The following is a 16,136-nucleotide window of genomic DNA, read 5'->3' on the forward strand; positions in this document are numbered from 1 at the left end:
TCGTGTGAACGCAGGGCTTGGACCCGTTCACATGCAGAGCCGCGGTGAAAGGAAGCCGCGGCGGCGTTTATCTGCTGCCCTTGGCGTATTCGTCAGGCGTCTTACCGACCATGGACTTGAAGTCCTTGATGAAATGCGCCTGATCGTGATACCCCAGATCCATCGATAACTGGAGCAGATCGTGATGATGCTGTCCCGAATCCATCGCCTCAGCCGCATTCTGAATTCTCGACAGCCGGATCACCCACTTGGGACTGACGCCCACATATTGATCGAAGAGGCGCTGCAAGGTTCGCTTATGCACCTGGAAGTGCTCGCAGAGGGTATCTACCTTGGTGATCTCGCGATCCTTGGCGATAAGGTCCACGACCTGCTGCACGAATAGGGTCTGTGCGTCTCTGTCCGGCAGCTTGGGCAGCAGGTAACGCTCCATCTGCTCGGCCATGCGGGCCTCGTCCTCTTGTTTCAGGATAGCTTTCTCCAGCTCGCTTCCTGAAGCATCCAGCACCTGGTTCACCCCAAGGGGCCTTCCGGTCAGCTCCGAAATCGGCTGCTTGATGAACGGATAGAAGCCCCCGGGTTTGAATTTAACCCCGAATACGCAGCCCTGGCCATGTAGAAGGTAAGCATAAGTCGTCTTGCCAGGCGCGTAAAAGGCTGTTTTGCCGGGCTCCACGACCAGGTTCACGCAGGGATTCGGTACGACGAGCTGGGAATAAGCCTCCTGTCCGGTCAAGTTCCATTTGACGATCCAATAATGCTTTACGAATGAGGCAAGCTCGCGGGAGGGAGCATGTCGAGTGAGATGGAACCTTTTGGCGCTTTCCTGTACATGCAATAGGCCCATATGGGGCTTTGGGATTTGGATAGTCAAGTCGCTTCACTCCCGGCTGATACAGTTTAGAGGGACGCTGCTGTCGCGTTTTTACAAGACTTGTCCCGCTGGATGTCTTACCCTTATAGTATCTCAACGGATGATAGGAGTGAACCCTTTTGAAGCTGAACTACGAGTTTTACATCAATGCTACCCCCGAAGCAATATGGAACATCCTGGTGACCCCCGAGGGCACGCGCCAGATTTTTTATGGCTGCGTGCTTCGGTCTACTTTCGAACCGGGTGCGGACTACGCCTATGTGGGCCCTGGAAGCGAAGGGGATGAAACGGTCCATGTGTATGGAAAATGGCTGGAATTCGAGCCTTGCCGGAAGATGAGCTGTACCGAGCACCCGGGCCCTTCCTATGCGCCGAATCATGCGGAACTGGAATCCCGGATGACGTTCACCCTGGAGCCGGTAGGGACATGCACCAAGCTCACGCTCGTCAATGATGAATTTTCTCCCGGACATCCGTCCGTTCAGAAGGCGGCAGATACCTGGTGGATGCTTCTGAGCAATATTAAGACGTTGGCGGAGACGGGCAAAACGTTGGATTTCGGCTGGTAAGCTGGTAGGACTAGGACATTAGGGAAGTAAAAATTAAGCGTACAACCTGCTGAAGATGTTCGGGCTGCAGCCTCAGGCTAAGATCAAGGCCGACATCATCGCGACTGGTCAGGCCAAGGATATTTCCTTGGAGGTACTGCCGGAGTATGCGGCCGATCACTTGTTTATTACGGTGTACGAGCCTGCCGGAGGCAGCGAGCGGGCGAAGGAAGTGATGGAGGGGCCAGTCTGGAAAAACCTCCCCGCTGTTGCCAAGAAGCATGTTTATGTGCTGAATTACAAGGAATTCTGGATGACGGATGGGTTGAATCTGGAGAAACAGCTGGATATTCTGGTCAAGACCGTCGGGGCAGCGGATAAATAGGCAAAGCCGTAGACACTCTTGCGTGTTAGAAACACATGCGAGGGTGTCTTTTTGTCGGGTATTACTTGGGAATGAGATTTAGTGTTCGCGCTCCCAATTGTTGTCATTTTCCGGTAAAAATAAGTCCCCAAAATCGGACTTTCGTAGTATAGTTAGACCATCAGATAGTCAGGGAAATTTCGACAGAAGAGGAAGGGACTTAGCATGGCAATCATCAAGGTATTGAAGTTTGACGGCCCGCCGGACAGGCTGGTCTGGAAGTATCCGAGCGACGAGCTTGCCACCTGGAGCGAGCTGATCGTCCATGAATCCCAGGAAGCGCTGCTGTTTAAGGGAGGCCAGGCGCTTGACCTGTTTGGGCCCGGCCGGCACACTCTTTCGACACAGAATATACCGGTACTGTCGGCTATGATGAACCTTCCCTATGGGGGCAAGTCACCATTTACGGCAGAGGTATGGTTCGTCAACAAGGTTCGCCGCATGGATATGAAGTGGGGAACGGCGAATCCCATTCAACTGCAGGAGCCTCGTTACCATGTCATTGTCTCGGTGCGTGCATTTGGGCAGTTCGGCGTGCAGATTGAAGACTCCCGCAAGCTTTTGCTGAAATTGGTAGGTACGCTCCCTTCGTTGGATCAGGCTGCGCTTAGCACTTATTTCCGAGGCATTCTGCTGATGAACATGAAGGAGATTATCTCTTCCTATCTCATTCATAAGAAAATAAGCGTACTTGAGCTCCATGCCTACGCATCGGAGATCTCTAGGCATATGGAGGAGCGCGTTGCCCCCGTGTTTGAAGAGTACGGCTTGCGTCTGTTTAATTTTACGATCGACTCGATTAACTTTCCTGACGATCCGGCCATTAACCGGTTGCGGGAGGCGCTTGCCAAGAAGGCGGAGATGGACATTATCGGGTATACCTATCAGCAGGAGAGAACGTTCAATACGCTGGAGAATGCGGCTAAGAACGAGGGTCATCCGCCCACCTTCCGGGATGCGGGCTTCGACTTGGGCTTGGGGCAAGGGCTTGGCGCAAAGGTAGGCCAAACGATCTCCCAGATGGCTGGCCGGCCCGGAGCCTCTCCGTCGGTTACCTGCGATGAGTGCAAGCAGCCGATGCCGGTCGGCTCGAAATTTTGTCCGAGCTGCGGGGATGCCTACCGTCCTTGTCCGTCCTGCCAGGCGGATAATCCGAAGGATGCGACCGAGTGCAGATCATGCCGCGCGCCGCTCGGCCTGGCTTGTCCACAATGCGGAGTCGTCACGGAGAAGGGGAAGTTCTGCCACGAATGCGGAACAAGCCTGATTCTGACCTGCAAGCAGTGCCAGCACACCGTACAGCCGGGACAAAAGTTTTGTCTGGAATGCGGCAACAAGCTGACGTGAGAGGGAGCGAATAGTTAATGAGCAACCATCGTTTTTACGTGAAGCTGGCTTCCGGCTTGTTCGCAGTGCTTCTGATCATGACGCTCGGCATCTTTCTGAGCTATCGGCCGTGGACACAGCCTACAGGTCACTGGTGGGTATCGCTTACGGCGATCGTGCTGGCCGAGGCGGCCGCATTCTATGCCGTGCTTGGGATGACCCGAAGCAGAAAGGGCCATCCGGTCCTCTGGTCGCACCTGACTTGCACGGTATTGTATGGAGCGGCCGTTATCGGATACGTCTTTATAGGCTGGCTGCTGCTCGGTATGTCCTTTTTTAACTATGCCCTCCTTCATTTTGTAACCTTATGCCTATGGGTGATCGGACTGCTGTTGGCTACTTACTACACGCATCAGGTCAAGAGCGAGGAGGAGAACCAGGCGGTTCAGACCGCGCTGATGAAGCAGATGCTCCGGGGCATGCTCGTCATCGAGCAGCTGCTGGAGGGACGGGGGCGGCCCGAGGAGGCGTCGCTGAGGAAGAAGGCACAAGAGTTGGCGGAACGTGTTCGTTATAGCGATCCGATCTCTCATCCTTCGATGACCGTGCTTGAGGAAAGCCTGCTTTGGCAGATTAACGAGCTGGAGCGCTGCGTGAGGCAGCTGGGCAGAGATACGGTTTCGGAAGATGCGCTCGGCCTTTCCCTTCAGCTGATTAACGACATCGCGGCCGATCTGGCAAAAAGGAACAGTGAGCTGCTCGCTCTTAAGTAAAGCGGTCCTGCCCGAAAAACGCCCATTCCATCTGTAAAGAAATAAGAAACAACCTATTGGAGGGATTCTATTTGTACCAAAACGATAACCCCGTCATCAAGAACGGGGTGATTAGCTTGTTTCTGCTGTTGTTTTTTCCGATATCCTTCTTGATGGTTCTGATCCGGATCGTGAGTCATCGGAATCTGAGCTATCATAAGCACCTGGATGCAAAATACTTCGGCAAGGTGCTGCTGGTTCTCTTCCTCATTATGGGCTTTGCTTATACGGTACAACTTGCGGGCGACAACAAGCCGTTATTTTCCGTATTCTTTGTCTGTATTCTTATTCTGCTTGTGCCGGGAATCGCGCTCCGCGTGAGGGCCGCTACTCTGCTGAAGCGGCTTAATGAGATGTATGCCCGCTACCGCAATCTGATCTTCGTAGAAGGGGTTACTGCGATCGACAGCCTAGCTCAAATAACGAGCCAACGGCCGTCCGTCGTCACGAATGACCTTCTTCGGATGATTCAGTTGGGAGTGCTGAAGGATTGCTTCGTCGATCCGCATTCCCGGTCGCTCGTATTCGAGAACACGGTCTGGTCTGCCCCCCAGATGACCGGCTCGACTGCAGAATTCTCAACCCGAGTGGAGTATAACTTTGGTTTCGCGACGGATGGACCGGTGAATGTGACGATCGGCGATCCGGTCAGCGGCAGCTATGCTGAAAAATCGGCGCCCCCTGCGCCCAAGACGGTGGAATGCCACGGCTGCGGGGCCAAGACCGTGCTCCAGCCGGGCGAAGCGGCTTCCTGCGGCTATTGCGGCTCCGACCTCGCCTAGCCGAGCGATTGGCTTTAGTGGAAAATTCAAATAGACCTGGTCCAGGGGACAGGTCTATTTGATTCGATGCGGATGAACCCAAGCGACTGCCCAAACGCCTATTTATGCGCTGAGCGGGTTCATTCACTCATTCCCGGCTTATCGCTACAGCCGGATAAGCGCGTCCTTGTATTTCTCCAGATCGGCAGCCCTGCATTCCAACTCAAGGCGGGTTCCATTCTCCTCGTAGCTGGTAGACTTCACATGGCCGTGTTCGTTGAAGTAGGCGACCAGACGCCCCTGATCGTAGGGGATGATGACCTCGCACTGCACATAATCTTGGAAAATTCTCTCGCGGATCATCGCGGACAGCTCATCGATGCCCTGACCCAGTATGGCTGACAGGTAGACGCGATCCTCCTCGATCTGCGGGAATTCATGATCCGTCAGGTCGGCCTTGTTGTAGGCATAGACGACCGGGATATGATCGGCTCCGAGCTGCCGGAGCGTGTCCTCGGTTACGGCGATCTGCTGCTTCAGCTCGGGGTTAGAGGCATCCACCACATGGACGAGCAGATCGGCTTCGGCGACCTCCTCCAGTGTGGAACGGAACGCCTTCACCAGATGATGGGGAAGCTGGCTGACGAAGCCTACCGTATCGGTCAGGAGGAAGGACTTGTGATCGGGCAGCTCGATGCTGCGGACGGACGTTTCGAGCGTGGCGAACAGCATATCCTTGGCCAGCACCTGCTTGCCCGACCCGGGGTGGAACGCTTCGATCATCGCGTTCATCAGGCTGGATTTGCCTGCATTCGTGTAGCCGACGAGACAGACGACGGGCACTTCGTTCTTGTGCCGCTGCTTTCGCTGCGTCTGGCGGCGGGCAACCAGCTTCTCCAGCTCCGCTTGAAGGATGGTGATCCGCTCTTCTATTTTACGGCGGTCCAGTTCCAGCTTGGTTTCCCCGGAGCCGCGGTTCTTGAAGCCGGCTCCGCCACTGCCGCCCTGGCGTCCTAGAGATGCGCGCAGCCCGACCAGACGAGGCAGCATATACTGCAGCTGAGCGACCTCGACTTGCAGCTGAGCCTCTCTCGTTTGAGCCCGTTCCGCAAATATATCCAGGATCAGGATCGTACGGTCGATGACCTTGCACTCCAGAGCCGCCTCCAGATTGCGGATCTGGGAAGGAGACAGCTCGTCGTTGCAGATCACGACGGATGCGTCGCTGGCCTCCAGCAAGGACTTCAATTCCTCGATCTTGCCGCTTCCGATGTAATGGGAAGGATTGATCCGCTCCAGTTTCTGGATGAGCTCTCCGACAACCTCTACCTGGCAGGCGGCTGCCAGATTACGCAGCTCCTCCATGGAATAGGCGAAGTCGGTCTGATGTTGAAGCTGAATTCCGACGATTACAGCGTTGGACTGCTGTTGTTCCATATATAAATCATCCTCTCGTGTTTGGAGTAAAGCCAAAACAAAAACGCACAGGCGGTCTGCCTGTGCGTTCAGCACTTGAAGAGGAGCTCAGTGAACCCGACCAAGCCTACGGACGGCTTAGCGAGTCAAGCATGGTCTTCATAAGGGTGACGAAAAAAGGGTACCAGAGAGCGAACGTGGATACAGAGCTCCGCGTTCCTCACCGATGCCAGCCGGAAAGCCACCTTATTATGAACAAATAGGTTCCATTCTAAAGGCAAAACACGAAGCAGGTAGAGCAAGGCCGCCTCTTCGTATGAAGTCTGAGTTGGGGTTACCTTTACATGGACAGACCAATCCTGAGTCCTCTGTACACAGACAGAGACTTTGGCGCTATTCAATTAGCCGCGCAAAGAACGAACCCGGATAAAATCTATCACACGTAACCCCTCCGTTTCCTAAAAGTAGGTCCATCATAACATGAAGCCTTTGCTGACTGCAACCCGCATAGGCAAGAAGCCAAGACCTCTTCGCACAAGTGATAAGGCTTGGCTCTTGCGTTCATCCCTAAATTAAAGCAGAGGGTCCTGCTTGATGAAGCTTCTGGCCAGCATCTCGGCATGACGATCCCGGTGCCTCAGCCTCTCGTAATCCTCGAGCACGTCGATCAAGTATTCTCCGCCCGACTGGTCCTTGGCCCGGAAAATGAATTGCTCGTAGTTCTCGACACCCTGTATATCGTGACCGCATTCTTTCAGACAACGTTCAAAGTCATGCAGGGTAGGCTGCTGACCGTCCTCCAGATAAATAAGACCGCGCAGCACCTTGGCTTCCTGCTGACGGATCACCTTGAAATGGATGATATGTTCTCGGCTCATGTCCACACCCCTTTTCCAGACTAGAATAGCAGTTTCCTTCTACATAGTCCAATAAAGAGAGGCGGTTGTCTGTGACATTTGTTACAGCAGGCTGTCAGGCGAAAGACGGAGCGCGAGGGCATGCCAAAAACGATCTGTAACTTGTCCGGCTTGCGGCTCGTCTATTCAAGTAGTTCCAACAGCGGGCCCGCCTCTTCAGGCAGGCTACATCCGAACCGGAGAAGGAGAGACTCTCATGATGGCTAAGCAACGAACCCGCGGAAGCGGCGGATGGAAGAGGAGCATAAATCCTTGGGGGCAAGGGAAAAAGGGTATACTGGCGCTCATGACGGCACTTACGGTAACGGCGGCAGCTCCTATAGCCGTCCTGGTGCCCGCGAATCAGGTCCATGCGGCTGAAGAGGTTCGATTGAGCGTGACCGACTGGCCGATGATGATCGACGGGGTGGCCGCCTTGGTGCCTGCGGCCAATGTGGAGGGGAACACCTACATCGGGCTGCGGGCATTGAATGAGCGCCTGGGCCTCGGTACGGGCTGGGACCCCGAGAAGCGCGCCGTAACGGTTAGCGGAAAGGGACGCACATTGACTTTCAAGCTTGATGATCCGTATACCTACTCGCTGTACGGCCAGGAGATCCACGGATTGCCCGCTATCGTGCAGGACGGTTCCACGTACCTGCCGCTGAGATTTTTGCTGGAGCGTATGGGCTACGATATCTCTTACGACGCTCCGACCCGTACGATTCATATCTCGACGATCGAGGAAAATCGGTTGTCTATACAGACAGAGACGATCTCCGAGGAGGGAGAGAGACAGTCCCTGCTCGTGAACTACCCGCAGATTACCGGCTTTGCCGACAAGGTTATCCAAGATAAGATCAATGCGTTCCTGAAAATGGAGGCTGAGTCCCAAGCAGCGGGAGGCCGGCTTATGCTTGCCTCTGCCGTAGGCTATCTCGATGAGATGGAGGCGGATATCGAGACGCCGCCTGTCAGCTTCGATGGTCGCTATACCATCACGTATAACGAGCAGGGCAGACTAAGTCTGTTTGTCGATTATTACAGTTATACGGGCGGGGCGCACGGTCTGACTTCCCGGGTCCCGTACACCTTCGATCTCACGACGGGACGTGTACTGAGCCTGCAGGAAGCAGCTGAAGGCCATGCTCAGTATGTATCGATCATCAACGAAGCCATTCACAAGCAGATTAAGGAAAGGGAGCTTTTCCTGCTGCAGCCGTTCGAAACGATCGAGCCGGACCGGGCGTTCTTCTTAACGCATAACGGCATCGTCGTGTTCTTCAGCCAGTACGAGTACACGGCCTACGCGGAAGGCATGCCGCAATTCGAAATCCCATTCGGCGCATTCCGTTCTTGACCCCAAAGCGTGGGGCGCTCAGACCGCAATTATCCCTTCGTAAATCCAACCTGATCGAAGCATGGGGCCTCGATGGGCTCCATGTTTTTTTCTAATTTCCCATCCATCAGCAGGATTCAGCGGAACTTGTCGTTTTTTCTTCATGTAAGATTGCTATTCCTATTTTGCTTGCGGTAGACTAAGCTATAGGACAAATTCTAGCGGACTGCCCGAGTGGAGATGATGGGATGGACAATTTGAAACATTTTTTTGCGAATTTAACCGTAAGGCGTTTTTTCATTCTCTTGCTGATCTGCGTGATCCTGTTCAGTATTCGGGATATGATGAACCTGGTGCTGCTTACGTTTCTGATCGCGTATATTATGAACAGTCTTCAGAGGGTGATTACGAGCAGGATCAGCAAGTTTATCACCATCAACAGCAAGATTATTATTGTGCTGCTGTACGCGGCTCTTATTACCGGCTTCGTTCTGGCTATAATCAACTATTTGCCGAAGGTATTTCATCAGGTCAAGCAGCTCACGGATAATTTGATCGGGTTAACCAATATGCCTGCGCCGCAGGATGAGTTCTCCCGCTTCATATACAAGAGCATCAAGGATCTGAACCTCCAATCTTACGTCAAGCAAGGCTTCGAATATATTCTCCGCATCAGCAATTGGGGAACGACCTTTGTACTCGCGGTCATTCTCAGCTTGGTTTTTATACTGGAAAAATCCCGGATCGTAGCCTTCACGTCCCGACTGAAGGAAAGCAAGCTGTCCTGGTTTTATGAAGAGCTCGAATATTTCGGTAAGAAATTCATCTTGTCTTTCGGAAAGGTCATCGAGGCGCAGGTTTTGATCGCGCTGTTCAACACCTTGTTCACCATCATCGGCCTATGGATCCTGGGATTCCCGTACCTGTTCGCCTTGGCCATCATGATTTTCCTGTTAAGCTTGATCCCCGTGGCGGGCTTCGTCATTTCACTTATCCCGCTGTGCTTCATCGCCTACAATATCGGCGGGCATATGCTCGTTATCTATGTAGTGGCCATGATCGCCGTTCTTCACTTTCTGGAAGGCTACTTGCTGAATCCGAAGCTGATGTCCTCCAAAATGAATCTGCCCATGTTCTATACGTTTATCGTGCTGCTTTTCTCAGAGCATTATCTCGGAATATGGGGACTGATTCTGGGTATTCCTATCTTCGTCTTCCTGCTCGATGTTATTGATGTCGATACGTCAAAGTAACGGAATTTGCATCGTGCAGCACTCGTGTTTTAAACTAATGTGGAGGGCTCCCCAGCCCATCTAAGAGCCGGATGGCAAATGGGAACAGGGAAGGAATTATGGGAATGAATCAGCTTGCTATGAATGAATTGAAACGGTTTAGAGACGAAATTACCCGATTCATGATGATGTATAAATTTGCTCTCGATGTGATGGAAACCCGAATCGGGGTGTTGGTGGAGGAATTTCAATTTCTGCATGAGTATAATCCGATCGAACATACCAAGTCGCGTCTGAAATCGCCGGAAAGCATCTTGAATAAGCTGTACCGCAAGGGCGGAGACATCTCTTTCCCCGGTATTCGCGAGCATATCAAGGATATCGCCGGGCTTCGCATCACGTGCTCGTTCCTGTCGGACATCTATGTAATCAGCGACATGCTGAAGAACCAGGTGGACCTCACCGTGCTGGAGGAAAAGGATTATATCCGCAATCCGAAGCCCAATGGCTATCAAAGCCTGCACCTGCTGATCGAGGTGCCGGTGAATATGTCCGACCGTCAGGAGCGCGTATGCGTCGAAGTGCAGATCCGGACGATCGCGATGGACTTCTGGGCCAGCTTGGAGCACAAGATCTACTACAAGTACAAGCAGGGGAACGAGACGGTACCGGCGAGGCTGCTGGAGGAGCTGAAGGAGGCTGCCCAGGCGGCATCGGCTCTGGACCGGCAGATGGAGCGTCTGCACAAGGAAGTGGAAGGTATCGAGGAAGAACGGTCCTTATCGGCAGAGGGCAAGGAAAACCGGATTGTGATCAGCAACCAGCAGTATGCTTTGCCTCAGGCGTTTCTCGATCTGATGAACCCGGGTAAGTAAGTCTACCGGAAGGCAAAACGATCGGAAGGAGGTGCGCGAAGATGGAAAATTCCAAGTATCAGAAGCACTATTCGGCAGACGGGTTCTGGTCCAAGATGGCGCGCCATGCCCGGGATGCCGGACTGAAGGTAGTCTACTGCGGATTGCTGCTGTTCTATGCGCTGGAGAGCCCCAAGACGCCGCTCAAAGCCAAGATTCAGATCTACGGCGCGCTCGGGTACTTGATTCTCCCGCTGGATATCGTACCTGATCTGCTGCCGGCAGTCGGCTATGTCGATGATCTGGGAGCGTTGATGCTCGCGCTTGGCGCCGTATCGAAAAGTATAGACAGCAGCGTGAAGCAGAAGGCCTCTCTGAAGCTTCAGGAATTTTTCGGAGAGTCCGCGGCGGCAAGTCCCGATATCATCGAAGTCGAGGCGCATCTTCAGGCCGAGGATGAGCAGGCGAGGCCGGTTTAGGTCTGGCCAAAGCCATCGCAGGAAATGCGCAGAATGACGAAGAAGCGTGTCTGCAAGCAGACACGCTTCTTCGTCATCCGGGACGGTTCTCACGATCCGAACGCCGGGTCCTCCTTGTAACCCTCGACGAGGAGCTCCAGCGTACCGGTGTCCGGATGCATGATGAAGCCATGGACGGGAACGGTCGGCGGAACCAGCGGGTGGTTGCGGATAATTTCAACGCTGTGCAGCACACCCTCCTCGGGGCTTTCAAACCCCCGCAAAAAACGCTCCATACGGATACCGGAGTGCTCCAGCGTAGACAACACCTGCTCGCTAATCCCCTGTTCCTTGAACTTGGACACCATAGCTTTCGCATCCAGCTTGGTCATCCCGCAGCCATAATGCCCGATGACGAGCACCTCGCGAGCGCCCATCTCGTAGATGGCGATCAGGATGCTCCGCATGGCGCTGCCGAAGGGCTGGGTAAGAATCGCCCCAGCGTTTTTGATGATCTTGGCATCGCCGTTGCGCAGGTTAAGCGCCTTGGGCAGAAGCTCGACCAGCCGGGTATCCATACAGGTGAGAATCGCGATCTTCTTATCCGGATATTTATCGGTCAGATAAGCTTCATATTCCTTCTGATCTACAAATTGCTTATTATATTCCATGAGCTGTGAAACCAATGACATGCGCAGAACTCCCTCTCGAATACCTTTATTTCTATTATTTCATGCCTATTCGTAGGGAGTCAACCCGTTTTATTTAGGTTTCGCTTGTATCGTCGGTCGATTCCGGCTCGGTATATTGGCTCTGATCCCCACCGTAAATATAGTCCTTGGTATAGTCCATGCCCGATCCGTCGCCGACCTCAATAGCATGCTCGGCTTTAAAGCTATCATTCGCTTGCTGCTGATCCATGAGTAACACCTCCTGAGCATAGCTTGCGGAAAGAAAGACGGTATTATGCGCTAGCAGCCCGCTCGCTCTCCGAACCGGGTTCCGTGAAGAACAAAATGACCGTATGAGCTCGTTCATGCTAGAATACATGCAGAAGCCCTTTTCTAAAAGGGATAGAAACGGATGCGAGTGAAAAAATGATGATCTCCGACTTGTTGGACCAAATTACAGAGGATAACGTCAGGAGGCTGCTGGAGCAATACAGGTCGCTCGGGCCGCTGCCTGGACTTGTGCTGCCCTTTCTCAAATCATTTGTGCCTCCTCTTCCTACGCTGGTTATTGTAGGCGTTAATGCGGCCGTATACGGGCTATGGCTCGGCTTCCTTTACTCCTGGCTGGGGATTGTGGCAGGCTGCGTGACGACGTTCTGGATTTTGCGCGGTATAGCCGGACATCGAATCGCCCAGCGCTGGGCGCGCAAGCCCAAGGTAGCGAAAGCGATGGCCTGGATCCGTCGCAATGCGTTCAGCTATGTATTTTTGCTCAGCATATCGCCGGTAGGCCCTTTCGTCGTAATTAATGTGGCGGCGGCTGTCGCCCGGATGCCGCTCCGCTCTTTTATCCTGGCGATAGCGCTTGGCAAAGCGGTCATGGTATTCGCCGTCTCTTATATCGGCCACGATCCCGAGAGATATTTCGAGAACCCGCTCCAGCTGCTGTATATAGCGGGGTTCATCGTAGTCTCGCTGCTGATCAGCCGCAGGATAGAGGCTCGGTTTGCCCGAGCGGAGGAGGCATCGGGCCAAGCCGAAGACAGGGAAGGAGGAATAGGCCGATGACCGAGCTGCAGCATGGACAAACCCGGGAACGGCTCAATGAGGTGGATGTAATCCGGGGCTTTGCGGTCATCGGTATTTTTCTGGTCAATGTGCCGGAGATGATCGGGAACGGTATCTCTTTCCAGCCCGTATACGCAGCGGGGGATTCCTGGCTGAGGCTGCTCTACGACATGTTTGTGCAGACCAAGTTTTATTCGCTGTTTGCCTTCTTGTTCGGACTTGGTTTTTACTTGTTCATGGAAGGTGCCGAGCGGCGCGGCCGAAAGCCCAAGCGGTTGTTTGCCAGGAGGCTGACCGTGCTGCTCGCGCTCGGATTGGCGCATGCGGTGCTGCTTTGGTATGGCGATGTTCTCTATACGTACGCGCTGGTAGGTTTCATGCTCCTGTTGTTCTACCGGCGAAAGCCGCGGACGGTCCTGGTGTGGGGCATCCTCCTATGCAGCTTATTCGCCCTGCTCCTCGCGCTGCTCATGGGGCTCATCCACGTCCTCGGATTAGGAGACGAGCTGAGCAGGCCGGAATTCGCTGCTGTTCCAGATATGGCAGGACGCATCCGTTTTCTGCTCGGCAGCGGCATAGGCAATGTATTCTTGATGGGCATGGATATCCTCGGATTGTTTCTGCTCGGGCTGTATGCGGGCAAGAAGCGCTGGTTCGAAGCAGGCGGACATCAGGAAGGCCGGCGCATTCGGACTGTGCAGGCGGCGGCTCTCGCTCTTTCCCTACTCCTGTTTATCCCGATGATCCGCTATTATATGGGGCATAGCGACGCGTACAACTCGCAGGACATCTATGTGTACATCCATCTGACCGGTAAAACGATGGCGGTGTTCTACGTATGTACTTGGCTGTGTCTTATGCGTTCCGAAACAGGGACGGTTCGCTTCAGCGGCCTGGCGGCGCTCGGACGTATGGCCTTGACGAGTTACCTGGTGCAGTCTGCTCTTACGATGCTTCTTGTATCTTTGCTCGGGTCACGTGCCGCCGGGCTGCCCCTCTGGACTGGGGCGTTGTATGCCGTGCTTGTATCGGTCCTGCAGGTAGGGGCGAGTCTGCTGTGGCTGCGCCGTTACCGGATGGGGCCGGTGGAATGGATATGGCGGGCGGCCGTGTATGGGAGCTGGCCGAGTTTCCGGCTTTCTCCACGGGACGGATATGGGAACGAGAAGGGGAATGCTGTATAATAGACAAAGTGGGAACATCTATTCGTCCGTTTTCGTTCGCTACCCTAATCTAAACTGGTGGAGGAGGGTCATTCATGCCGTTTACGTTTCAGGCTCATGAATATCCGCTTAGCCCTGGTTGTTACTTGATGAAGAACGACTCGGGTCACATTCTCTATGTCGGCAAGTCCAAGTGCCTGCGCAACCGTCTTCGCTCCTACTTCGGACAAACCCATGCCAGCAAACGAATCCGGCAGCTCGTCTCCGAGATCGCCTCGATCGAGGTCGTACTCGTCAATAATGAGTCCGAGAGCTTGCTGCTGGAGAATAATCTGATCAAAATCCACAAGCCCCCTTATAACCGGGCCTTGAAGAGAGATAATAGCGGCTACGCCTATCTTCAGCTGACGGCGGAGCGGCTGCCCCGCCTGGAGGTGTATTACCGCAACCGCGGCCGGCGGCTGCCGCCGGTCACGGGAGCGTCCGCCGGTTCGACGCGCAAGCGGAACGTGGCGGATGACGGGGGGCAGCGCCTAGGCCCCTTCCAAAGCAGCCGGTTCCGCGATGCGCTGCTCGAATTCGTCACCGATCATTACGGGCTTCGCACCTGCTCGGCGCTGCCCAAGAAGGTATGTCTGCTGTATCATATCGGCAAATGCAGCGGCGTATGCGAAGGGATGATCTCCGAGGAGGAGTACCGGGAGAGAGCCCGGCAGGCTGCGGGGCTGCTGGCCCATCAGGGCGAAGCGCTGATCGGAGCGATGAGCGAACGGATGGCCTGGTACGCGGAGCGGCTTGAGTTCGAGAAGGCGCAGAACATGCTGAACCATATCCGCAATCTGCAGAAAGCTCCGGACAAGCAGATCGTCGACCGCGAAGGCGTTCTCGATCAGGACGTGCTGTATTTCGGAGAGAACGGCGTGATGGTCGCCAAGGTGCAGCAAGGCATGCTGCGGGATTTCCAGCTGCACGAACTGGAGGCAGGAGGGAAAGAGACGGCCTGCGATCGTTTCCTGGTGGACCGCTATGCGGATAATCCGCCTCATGAGCTGATCGTGAACCGGATCGTCGATCCAGCCTTCGTACGCTCTTGTCTGCGCCGGCGCGGGAGAAAGGCTCCGGTCATTACCCGGCCCAAGCGAGGTTTGAAGTATGACCTGCTGCAGCTGTGCAAGCATAACTACGAGTACCGGATGGGCAGGACGTTTCCTCCCGAAGAGGAGCAGGCCTAGCCGGGCGACGGTCACATCAAAAAGGATTTGCCCACAGGGCAAATCCTTTTTGAACGTTACAAAGTGTTTAAGCCGGCTAGAGTGCTCTAGCGCTGGAAACCCTCTGTACCCCAGAGAACCGTTTAGTGCCGGCGGGTTACCCCGTCCTCTTCCAAGGTCCGATCGCGATTACGATCGATCTTACCGTCGAGACGGTCAATCGCGTCGCGGGTGGAGTCAACGGCATGATGAGCCGTGTCTTTTGTCCGTTCCCAAGCGCGCTCGATGGGGCCATCCGTATGGTGGGCTGCGCCCACATCAGCCTCCGGGTATCGGGAATACCACTTTTCATTCAGTGTACGGTTATTGCGGAAGGTGTCGATCGCTTTGCGATCTCTCGTGGCATCGGATTCGACCAATACCAGAATTTTACCTTCCTTCACATATTCTTCATAAGCGCGGGCCTCATCCTCGGGGATACCCAGGCCGATCAGACCGCCGACGATTCCCCCGGCTCCGGCTCCGACTGCGGCTCCGGCGAGCGTTGCTGCGATAGGACCCGCGGCCAGTATCGGTCCGATAGCCGGAATGGCGAGCGCGCCGATCCCCGCGAGAAGTCCGGTAACGCCTCCGACTACACCGCCGGTGGCGGCCCCGGTAACGGCGCCTGTTTCTACGTTAGTCCCGGTATCCTTGGAGATGGAGTCGAGATCGCCGCGATTTTTCCCGATGAGGGAAATATCCTCGGAGCGATAGCCATCTCTTTTCAATTGCTCGATAACCCGGATCGCTTCTTCCTCGTTATTGAATACACCGACAATTTGTTTGCTCATTCGAATAACCTCCCATTTGGTAGTGGGTGCTTTATCCTCAGCAGCCCTGTCGTGCTCACGATTATTTAACCTTGTCACTCCTCGTTTAAACAAGCAGAGTTGAGCTTATCCGATCAAAGTTGTACACAATCGCATGCAGGCTGTCGAACGTTATACAGGTGTGCTCCGAAAGTATCCGGCCTTTCTGGCGAGGTAAAAAGGTGTATACTGGACCAAAGGCGGGTCAGGATTCCGTTCCGAAGTCCAACGC

Annotated in this window: 18 protein-coding genes; 12 read left to right on the forward strand and 6 right to left on the reverse strand. The window is 54.3% G+C overall.

From position 1 onward, the window contains the following. Positions 1–67: 67 nt before the first annotated feature. Entirely contained in the window at positions 68–874 is an 807-nt protein-coding gene (locus tag GSF01_RS17085) for a helix-turn-helix domain-containing protein (RefSeq protein ID WP_159886121.1), read from the reverse strand. A gap of 119 nt (positions 875–993) precedes the next feature. Here GSF01_RS17085 and GSF01_RS17090 point away from each other — a divergent pair, with 119 nt between their 5' ends. From GSF01_RS17090 to GSF01_RS17110, 5 genes are all read left to right on the forward strand, one after another. Next, positions 994–1,443, forward strand: a complete 450-nt coding sequence (locus GSF01_RS17090; protein WP_159886123.1) for an SRPBCC family protein — start codon at positions 994–996, stop codon at positions 1,441–1,443. 55 nt (positions 1,444–1,498) lie between these two features. After that, complete coding sequence (locus GSF01_RS17095; protein WP_159886125.1) at positions 1,499–1,807, forward strand: ABC transporter substrate-binding protein; 309 nt, start codon at positions 1,499–1,501, stop codon at positions 1,805–1,807. Between the two features lie 204 nt (positions 1,808–2,011). Further along, entirely contained in the window at positions 2,012–3,193 is a 1,182-nt protein-coding gene (locus GSF01_RS17100) for an SPFH domain-containing protein (RefSeq protein WP_159886127.1), read from the forward strand. Positions 3,194–3,210: 17 nt separating this feature from the next. Further along, on the forward strand, positions 3,211–3,945 hold the full coding sequence (locus GSF01_RS17105) for a hypothetical protein (protein ID WP_159886129.1): 735 nt from the start codon (positions 3,211–3,213) through the stop codon (positions 3,943–3,945). A 71-nt stretch (positions 3,946–4,016) separates the two neighbouring features. Next, a complete protein-coding gene (locus GSF01_RS17110) occupies positions 4,017–4,766 on the forward strand; it encodes a hypothetical protein (protein WP_159886131.1) in 750 nt (249 codons plus the stop codon). A 144-nt stretch (positions 4,767–4,910) separates the two neighbouring features. On the opposite strand, the gene hflX is transcribed toward GSF01_RS17110, so the two are convergent. Beyond that, complete coding sequence (gene hflX, locus GSF01_RS17115) at positions 4,911–6,182, reverse strand: GTPase HflX (RefSeq protein WP_159886133.1); 1,272 nt, start codon at positions 6,180–6,182, stop codon at positions 4,911–4,913. A 551-nt stretch (positions 6,183–6,733) separates the two neighbouring features. Continuing rightward, a complete protein-coding gene (locus GSF01_RS17120; RefSeq protein ID WP_159886135.1) occupies positions 6,734–7,039 on the reverse strand; it encodes a hypothetical protein in 306 nt (101 codons plus the stop codon). A gap of 235 nt (positions 7,040–7,274) precedes the next feature. Here GSF01_RS17120 and GSF01_RS17125 point away from each other — a divergent pair, with 235 nt between their 5' ends. The 4 genes from GSF01_RS17125 to GSF01_RS17140 all read left to right on the forward strand — a co-directional run bounded on the left by GSF01_RS17125 (position 7,275) and on the right by GSF01_RS17140 (position 10,961). After that, on the forward strand, positions 7,275–8,417 hold the full coding sequence (locus GSF01_RS17125; protein WP_159886137.1) for a PdaC/SigV domain-containing protein: 1,143 nt from the start codon (positions 7,275–7,277) through the stop codon (positions 8,415–8,417). Positions 8,418–8,644: 227 nt separating this feature from the next. Beyond that, positions 8,645–9,649 carry an AI-2E family transporter gene (locus tag GSF01_RS17130; protein ID WP_159886139.1) on the forward strand — a complete coding sequence of 335 codons (1,005 nt, stop codon included), beginning with the start codon at positions 8,645–8,647 and terminating at the stop codon, positions 9,647–9,649. Between the two features lie 104 nt (positions 9,650–9,753). Further along, entirely contained in the window at positions 9,754–10,503 is a 750-nt protein-coding gene (locus GSF01_RS17135) for a GTP pyrophosphokinase (RefSeq protein ID WP_235941563.1), read from the forward strand. A gap of 41 nt (positions 10,504–10,544) precedes the next feature. Further along, positions 10,545–10,961: a YkvA family protein gene (locus GSF01_RS17140; protein WP_159886143.1), complete on the forward strand. Its 417-nt coding sequence runs from the start codon at positions 10,545–10,547 to the stop codon at positions 10,959–10,961. A gap of 89 nt (positions 10,962–11,050) precedes the next feature. Here GSF01_RS17140 and GSF01_RS17145 read toward each other — a convergent pair whose 3' ends face one another. Together GSF01_RS17145 and GSF01_RS17150 are read right to left on the reverse strand one after the other, a co-directional pair. Beyond that, positions 11,051–11,632 (reverse strand): beta-class carbonic anhydrase, encoded by a 582-nt coding sequence (locus GSF01_RS17145; protein WP_159886145.1) that lies wholly within the window; start codon positions 11,630–11,632, stop codon positions 11,051–11,053. A gap of 73 nt (positions 11,633–11,705) precedes the next feature. Beyond that, positions 11,706–11,861: a hypothetical protein gene (locus GSF01_RS17150; protein WP_159886147.1), complete on the reverse strand. Its 156-nt coding sequence runs from the start codon at positions 11,859–11,861 to the stop codon at positions 11,706–11,708. A 176-nt stretch (positions 11,862–12,037) separates the two neighbouring features. Here GSF01_RS17150 and GSF01_RS17155 point away from each other — a divergent pair, with 176 nt between their 5' ends. The 3 genes from GSF01_RS17155 to GSF01_RS17165 all read left to right on the forward strand — a co-directional run bounded on the left by GSF01_RS17155 (position 12,038) and on the right by GSF01_RS17165 (position 15,074). Then, positions 12,038–12,679 carry a TVP38/TMEM64 family protein gene (locus tag GSF01_RS17155; protein WP_159886149.1) on the forward strand — a complete coding sequence of 214 codons (642 nt, stop codon included), beginning with the start codon at positions 12,038–12,040 and terminating at the stop codon, positions 12,677–12,679. Next, positions 12,676–13,863 (forward strand): DUF418 domain-containing protein, encoded by a 1,188-nt coding sequence (locus GSF01_RS17160; protein WP_159886151.1) that lies wholly within the window; start codon positions 12,676–12,678, stop codon positions 13,861–13,863. Before GSF01_RS17155 ends, GSF01_RS17160 begins: the two co-directional genes overlap by 4 nt. A 74-nt stretch (positions 13,864–13,937) precedes the next feature. Continuing rightward, positions 13,938–15,074, forward strand: a complete 1,137-nt coding sequence (locus tag GSF01_RS17165) for a GIY-YIG nuclease family protein (protein ID WP_159886153.1) — start codon at positions 13,938–13,940, stop codon at positions 15,072–15,074. A gap of 122 nt (positions 15,075–15,196) precedes the next feature. On the opposite strand, the gene GSF01_RS17170 is transcribed toward GSF01_RS17165, so the two are convergent. Further along, the gene (locus GSF01_RS17170) at positions 15,197–15,886 is read right to left on the reverse strand and encodes a general stress protein (RefSeq protein ID WP_159886156.1); all 690 of its coding nucleotides are present in this window, start codon (positions 15,884–15,886) and stop codon (positions 15,197–15,199) included. Positions 15,887–16,136 lie beyond the last annotated feature (250 nt).

The organism is Paenibacillus puerhi (genome assembly GCF_009846885.1).
Lineage (GTDB): Bacteria > Bacillota > Bacilli > Paenibacillales > NBRC-103111 > Paenibacillus_G > Paenibacillus_G puerhi.

Excerpts from the sequence above, each read along its gene's own strand:
- GSF01_RS17170 (WP_159886156.1), bottom strand. The coding sequence starts at position 15,886 with ATGAGCAAACAAATTGTCGGTGTATTCAATAACGAGGAAGAAGCGATC.
- GSF01_RS17150 (WP_159886147.1), bottom strand. The coding sequence starts at position 11,861 with ATGGATCAGCAGCAAGCGAATGATAGCTTTAAAGCCGAGCATGCTATT.
- GSF01_RS17165 (WP_159886153.1), top strand. The coding sequence starts at position 13,938 with ATGCCGTTTACGTTTCAGGCTCATGAATATCCGCTTAGCCCTGGTTGT.
- GSF01_RS17100 (WP_159886127.1), top strand. The coding sequence starts at position 2,012 with ATGGCAATCATCAAGGTATTGAAGTTTGACGGCCCGCCGGACAGGCTG.
- GSF01_RS17140 (WP_159886143.1), top strand. The coding sequence starts at position 10,545 with ATGGAAAATTCCAAGTATCAGAAGCACTATTCGGCAGACGGGTTCTGG.
- GSF01_RS17105 (WP_159886129.1), top strand. The coding sequence starts at position 3,211 with ATGAGCAACCATCGTTTTTACGTGAAGCTGGCTTCCGGCTTGTTCGCA.
- GSF01_RS17145 (WP_159886145.1), bottom strand. The coding sequence starts at position 11,632 with ATGTCATTGGTTTCACAGCTCATGGAATATAATAAGCAATTTGTAGAT.
- hflX (WP_159886133.1), bottom strand. The coding sequence starts at position 6,182 with ATGGAACAACAGCAGTCCAACGCTGTAATCGTCGGAATTCAGCTTCAA.
- GSF01_RS17155 (WP_159886149.1), top strand. The coding sequence starts at position 12,038 with ATGATGATCTCCGACTTGTTGGACCAAATTACAGAGGATAACGTCAGG.
- GSF01_RS17135 (WP_235941563.1), top strand. The coding sequence starts at position 9,754 with ATGAATCAGCTTGCTATGAATGAATTGAAACGGTTTAGAGACGAAATT.
- GSF01_RS17125 (WP_159886137.1), top strand. The coding sequence starts at position 7,275 with ATGATGGCTAAGCAACGAACCCGCGGAAGCGGCGGATGGAAGAGGAGC.
- GSF01_RS17160 (WP_159886151.1), top strand. The coding sequence starts at position 12,676 with ATGACCGAGCTGCAGCATGGACAAACCCGGGAACGGCTCAATGAGGTG.
- GSF01_RS17130 (WP_159886139.1), top strand. The coding sequence starts at position 8,645 with ATGGACAATTTGAAACATTTTTTTGCGAATTTAACCGTAAGGCGTTTT.
- GSF01_RS17095 (WP_159886125.1), top strand. The coding sequence starts at position 1,499 with ATGTTCGGGCTGCAGCCTCAGGCTAAGATCAAGGCCGACATCATCGCG.
- GSF01_RS17120 (WP_159886135.1), bottom strand. The coding sequence starts at position 7,039 with ATGAGCCGAGAACATATCATCCATTTCAAGGTGATCCGTCAGCAGGAA.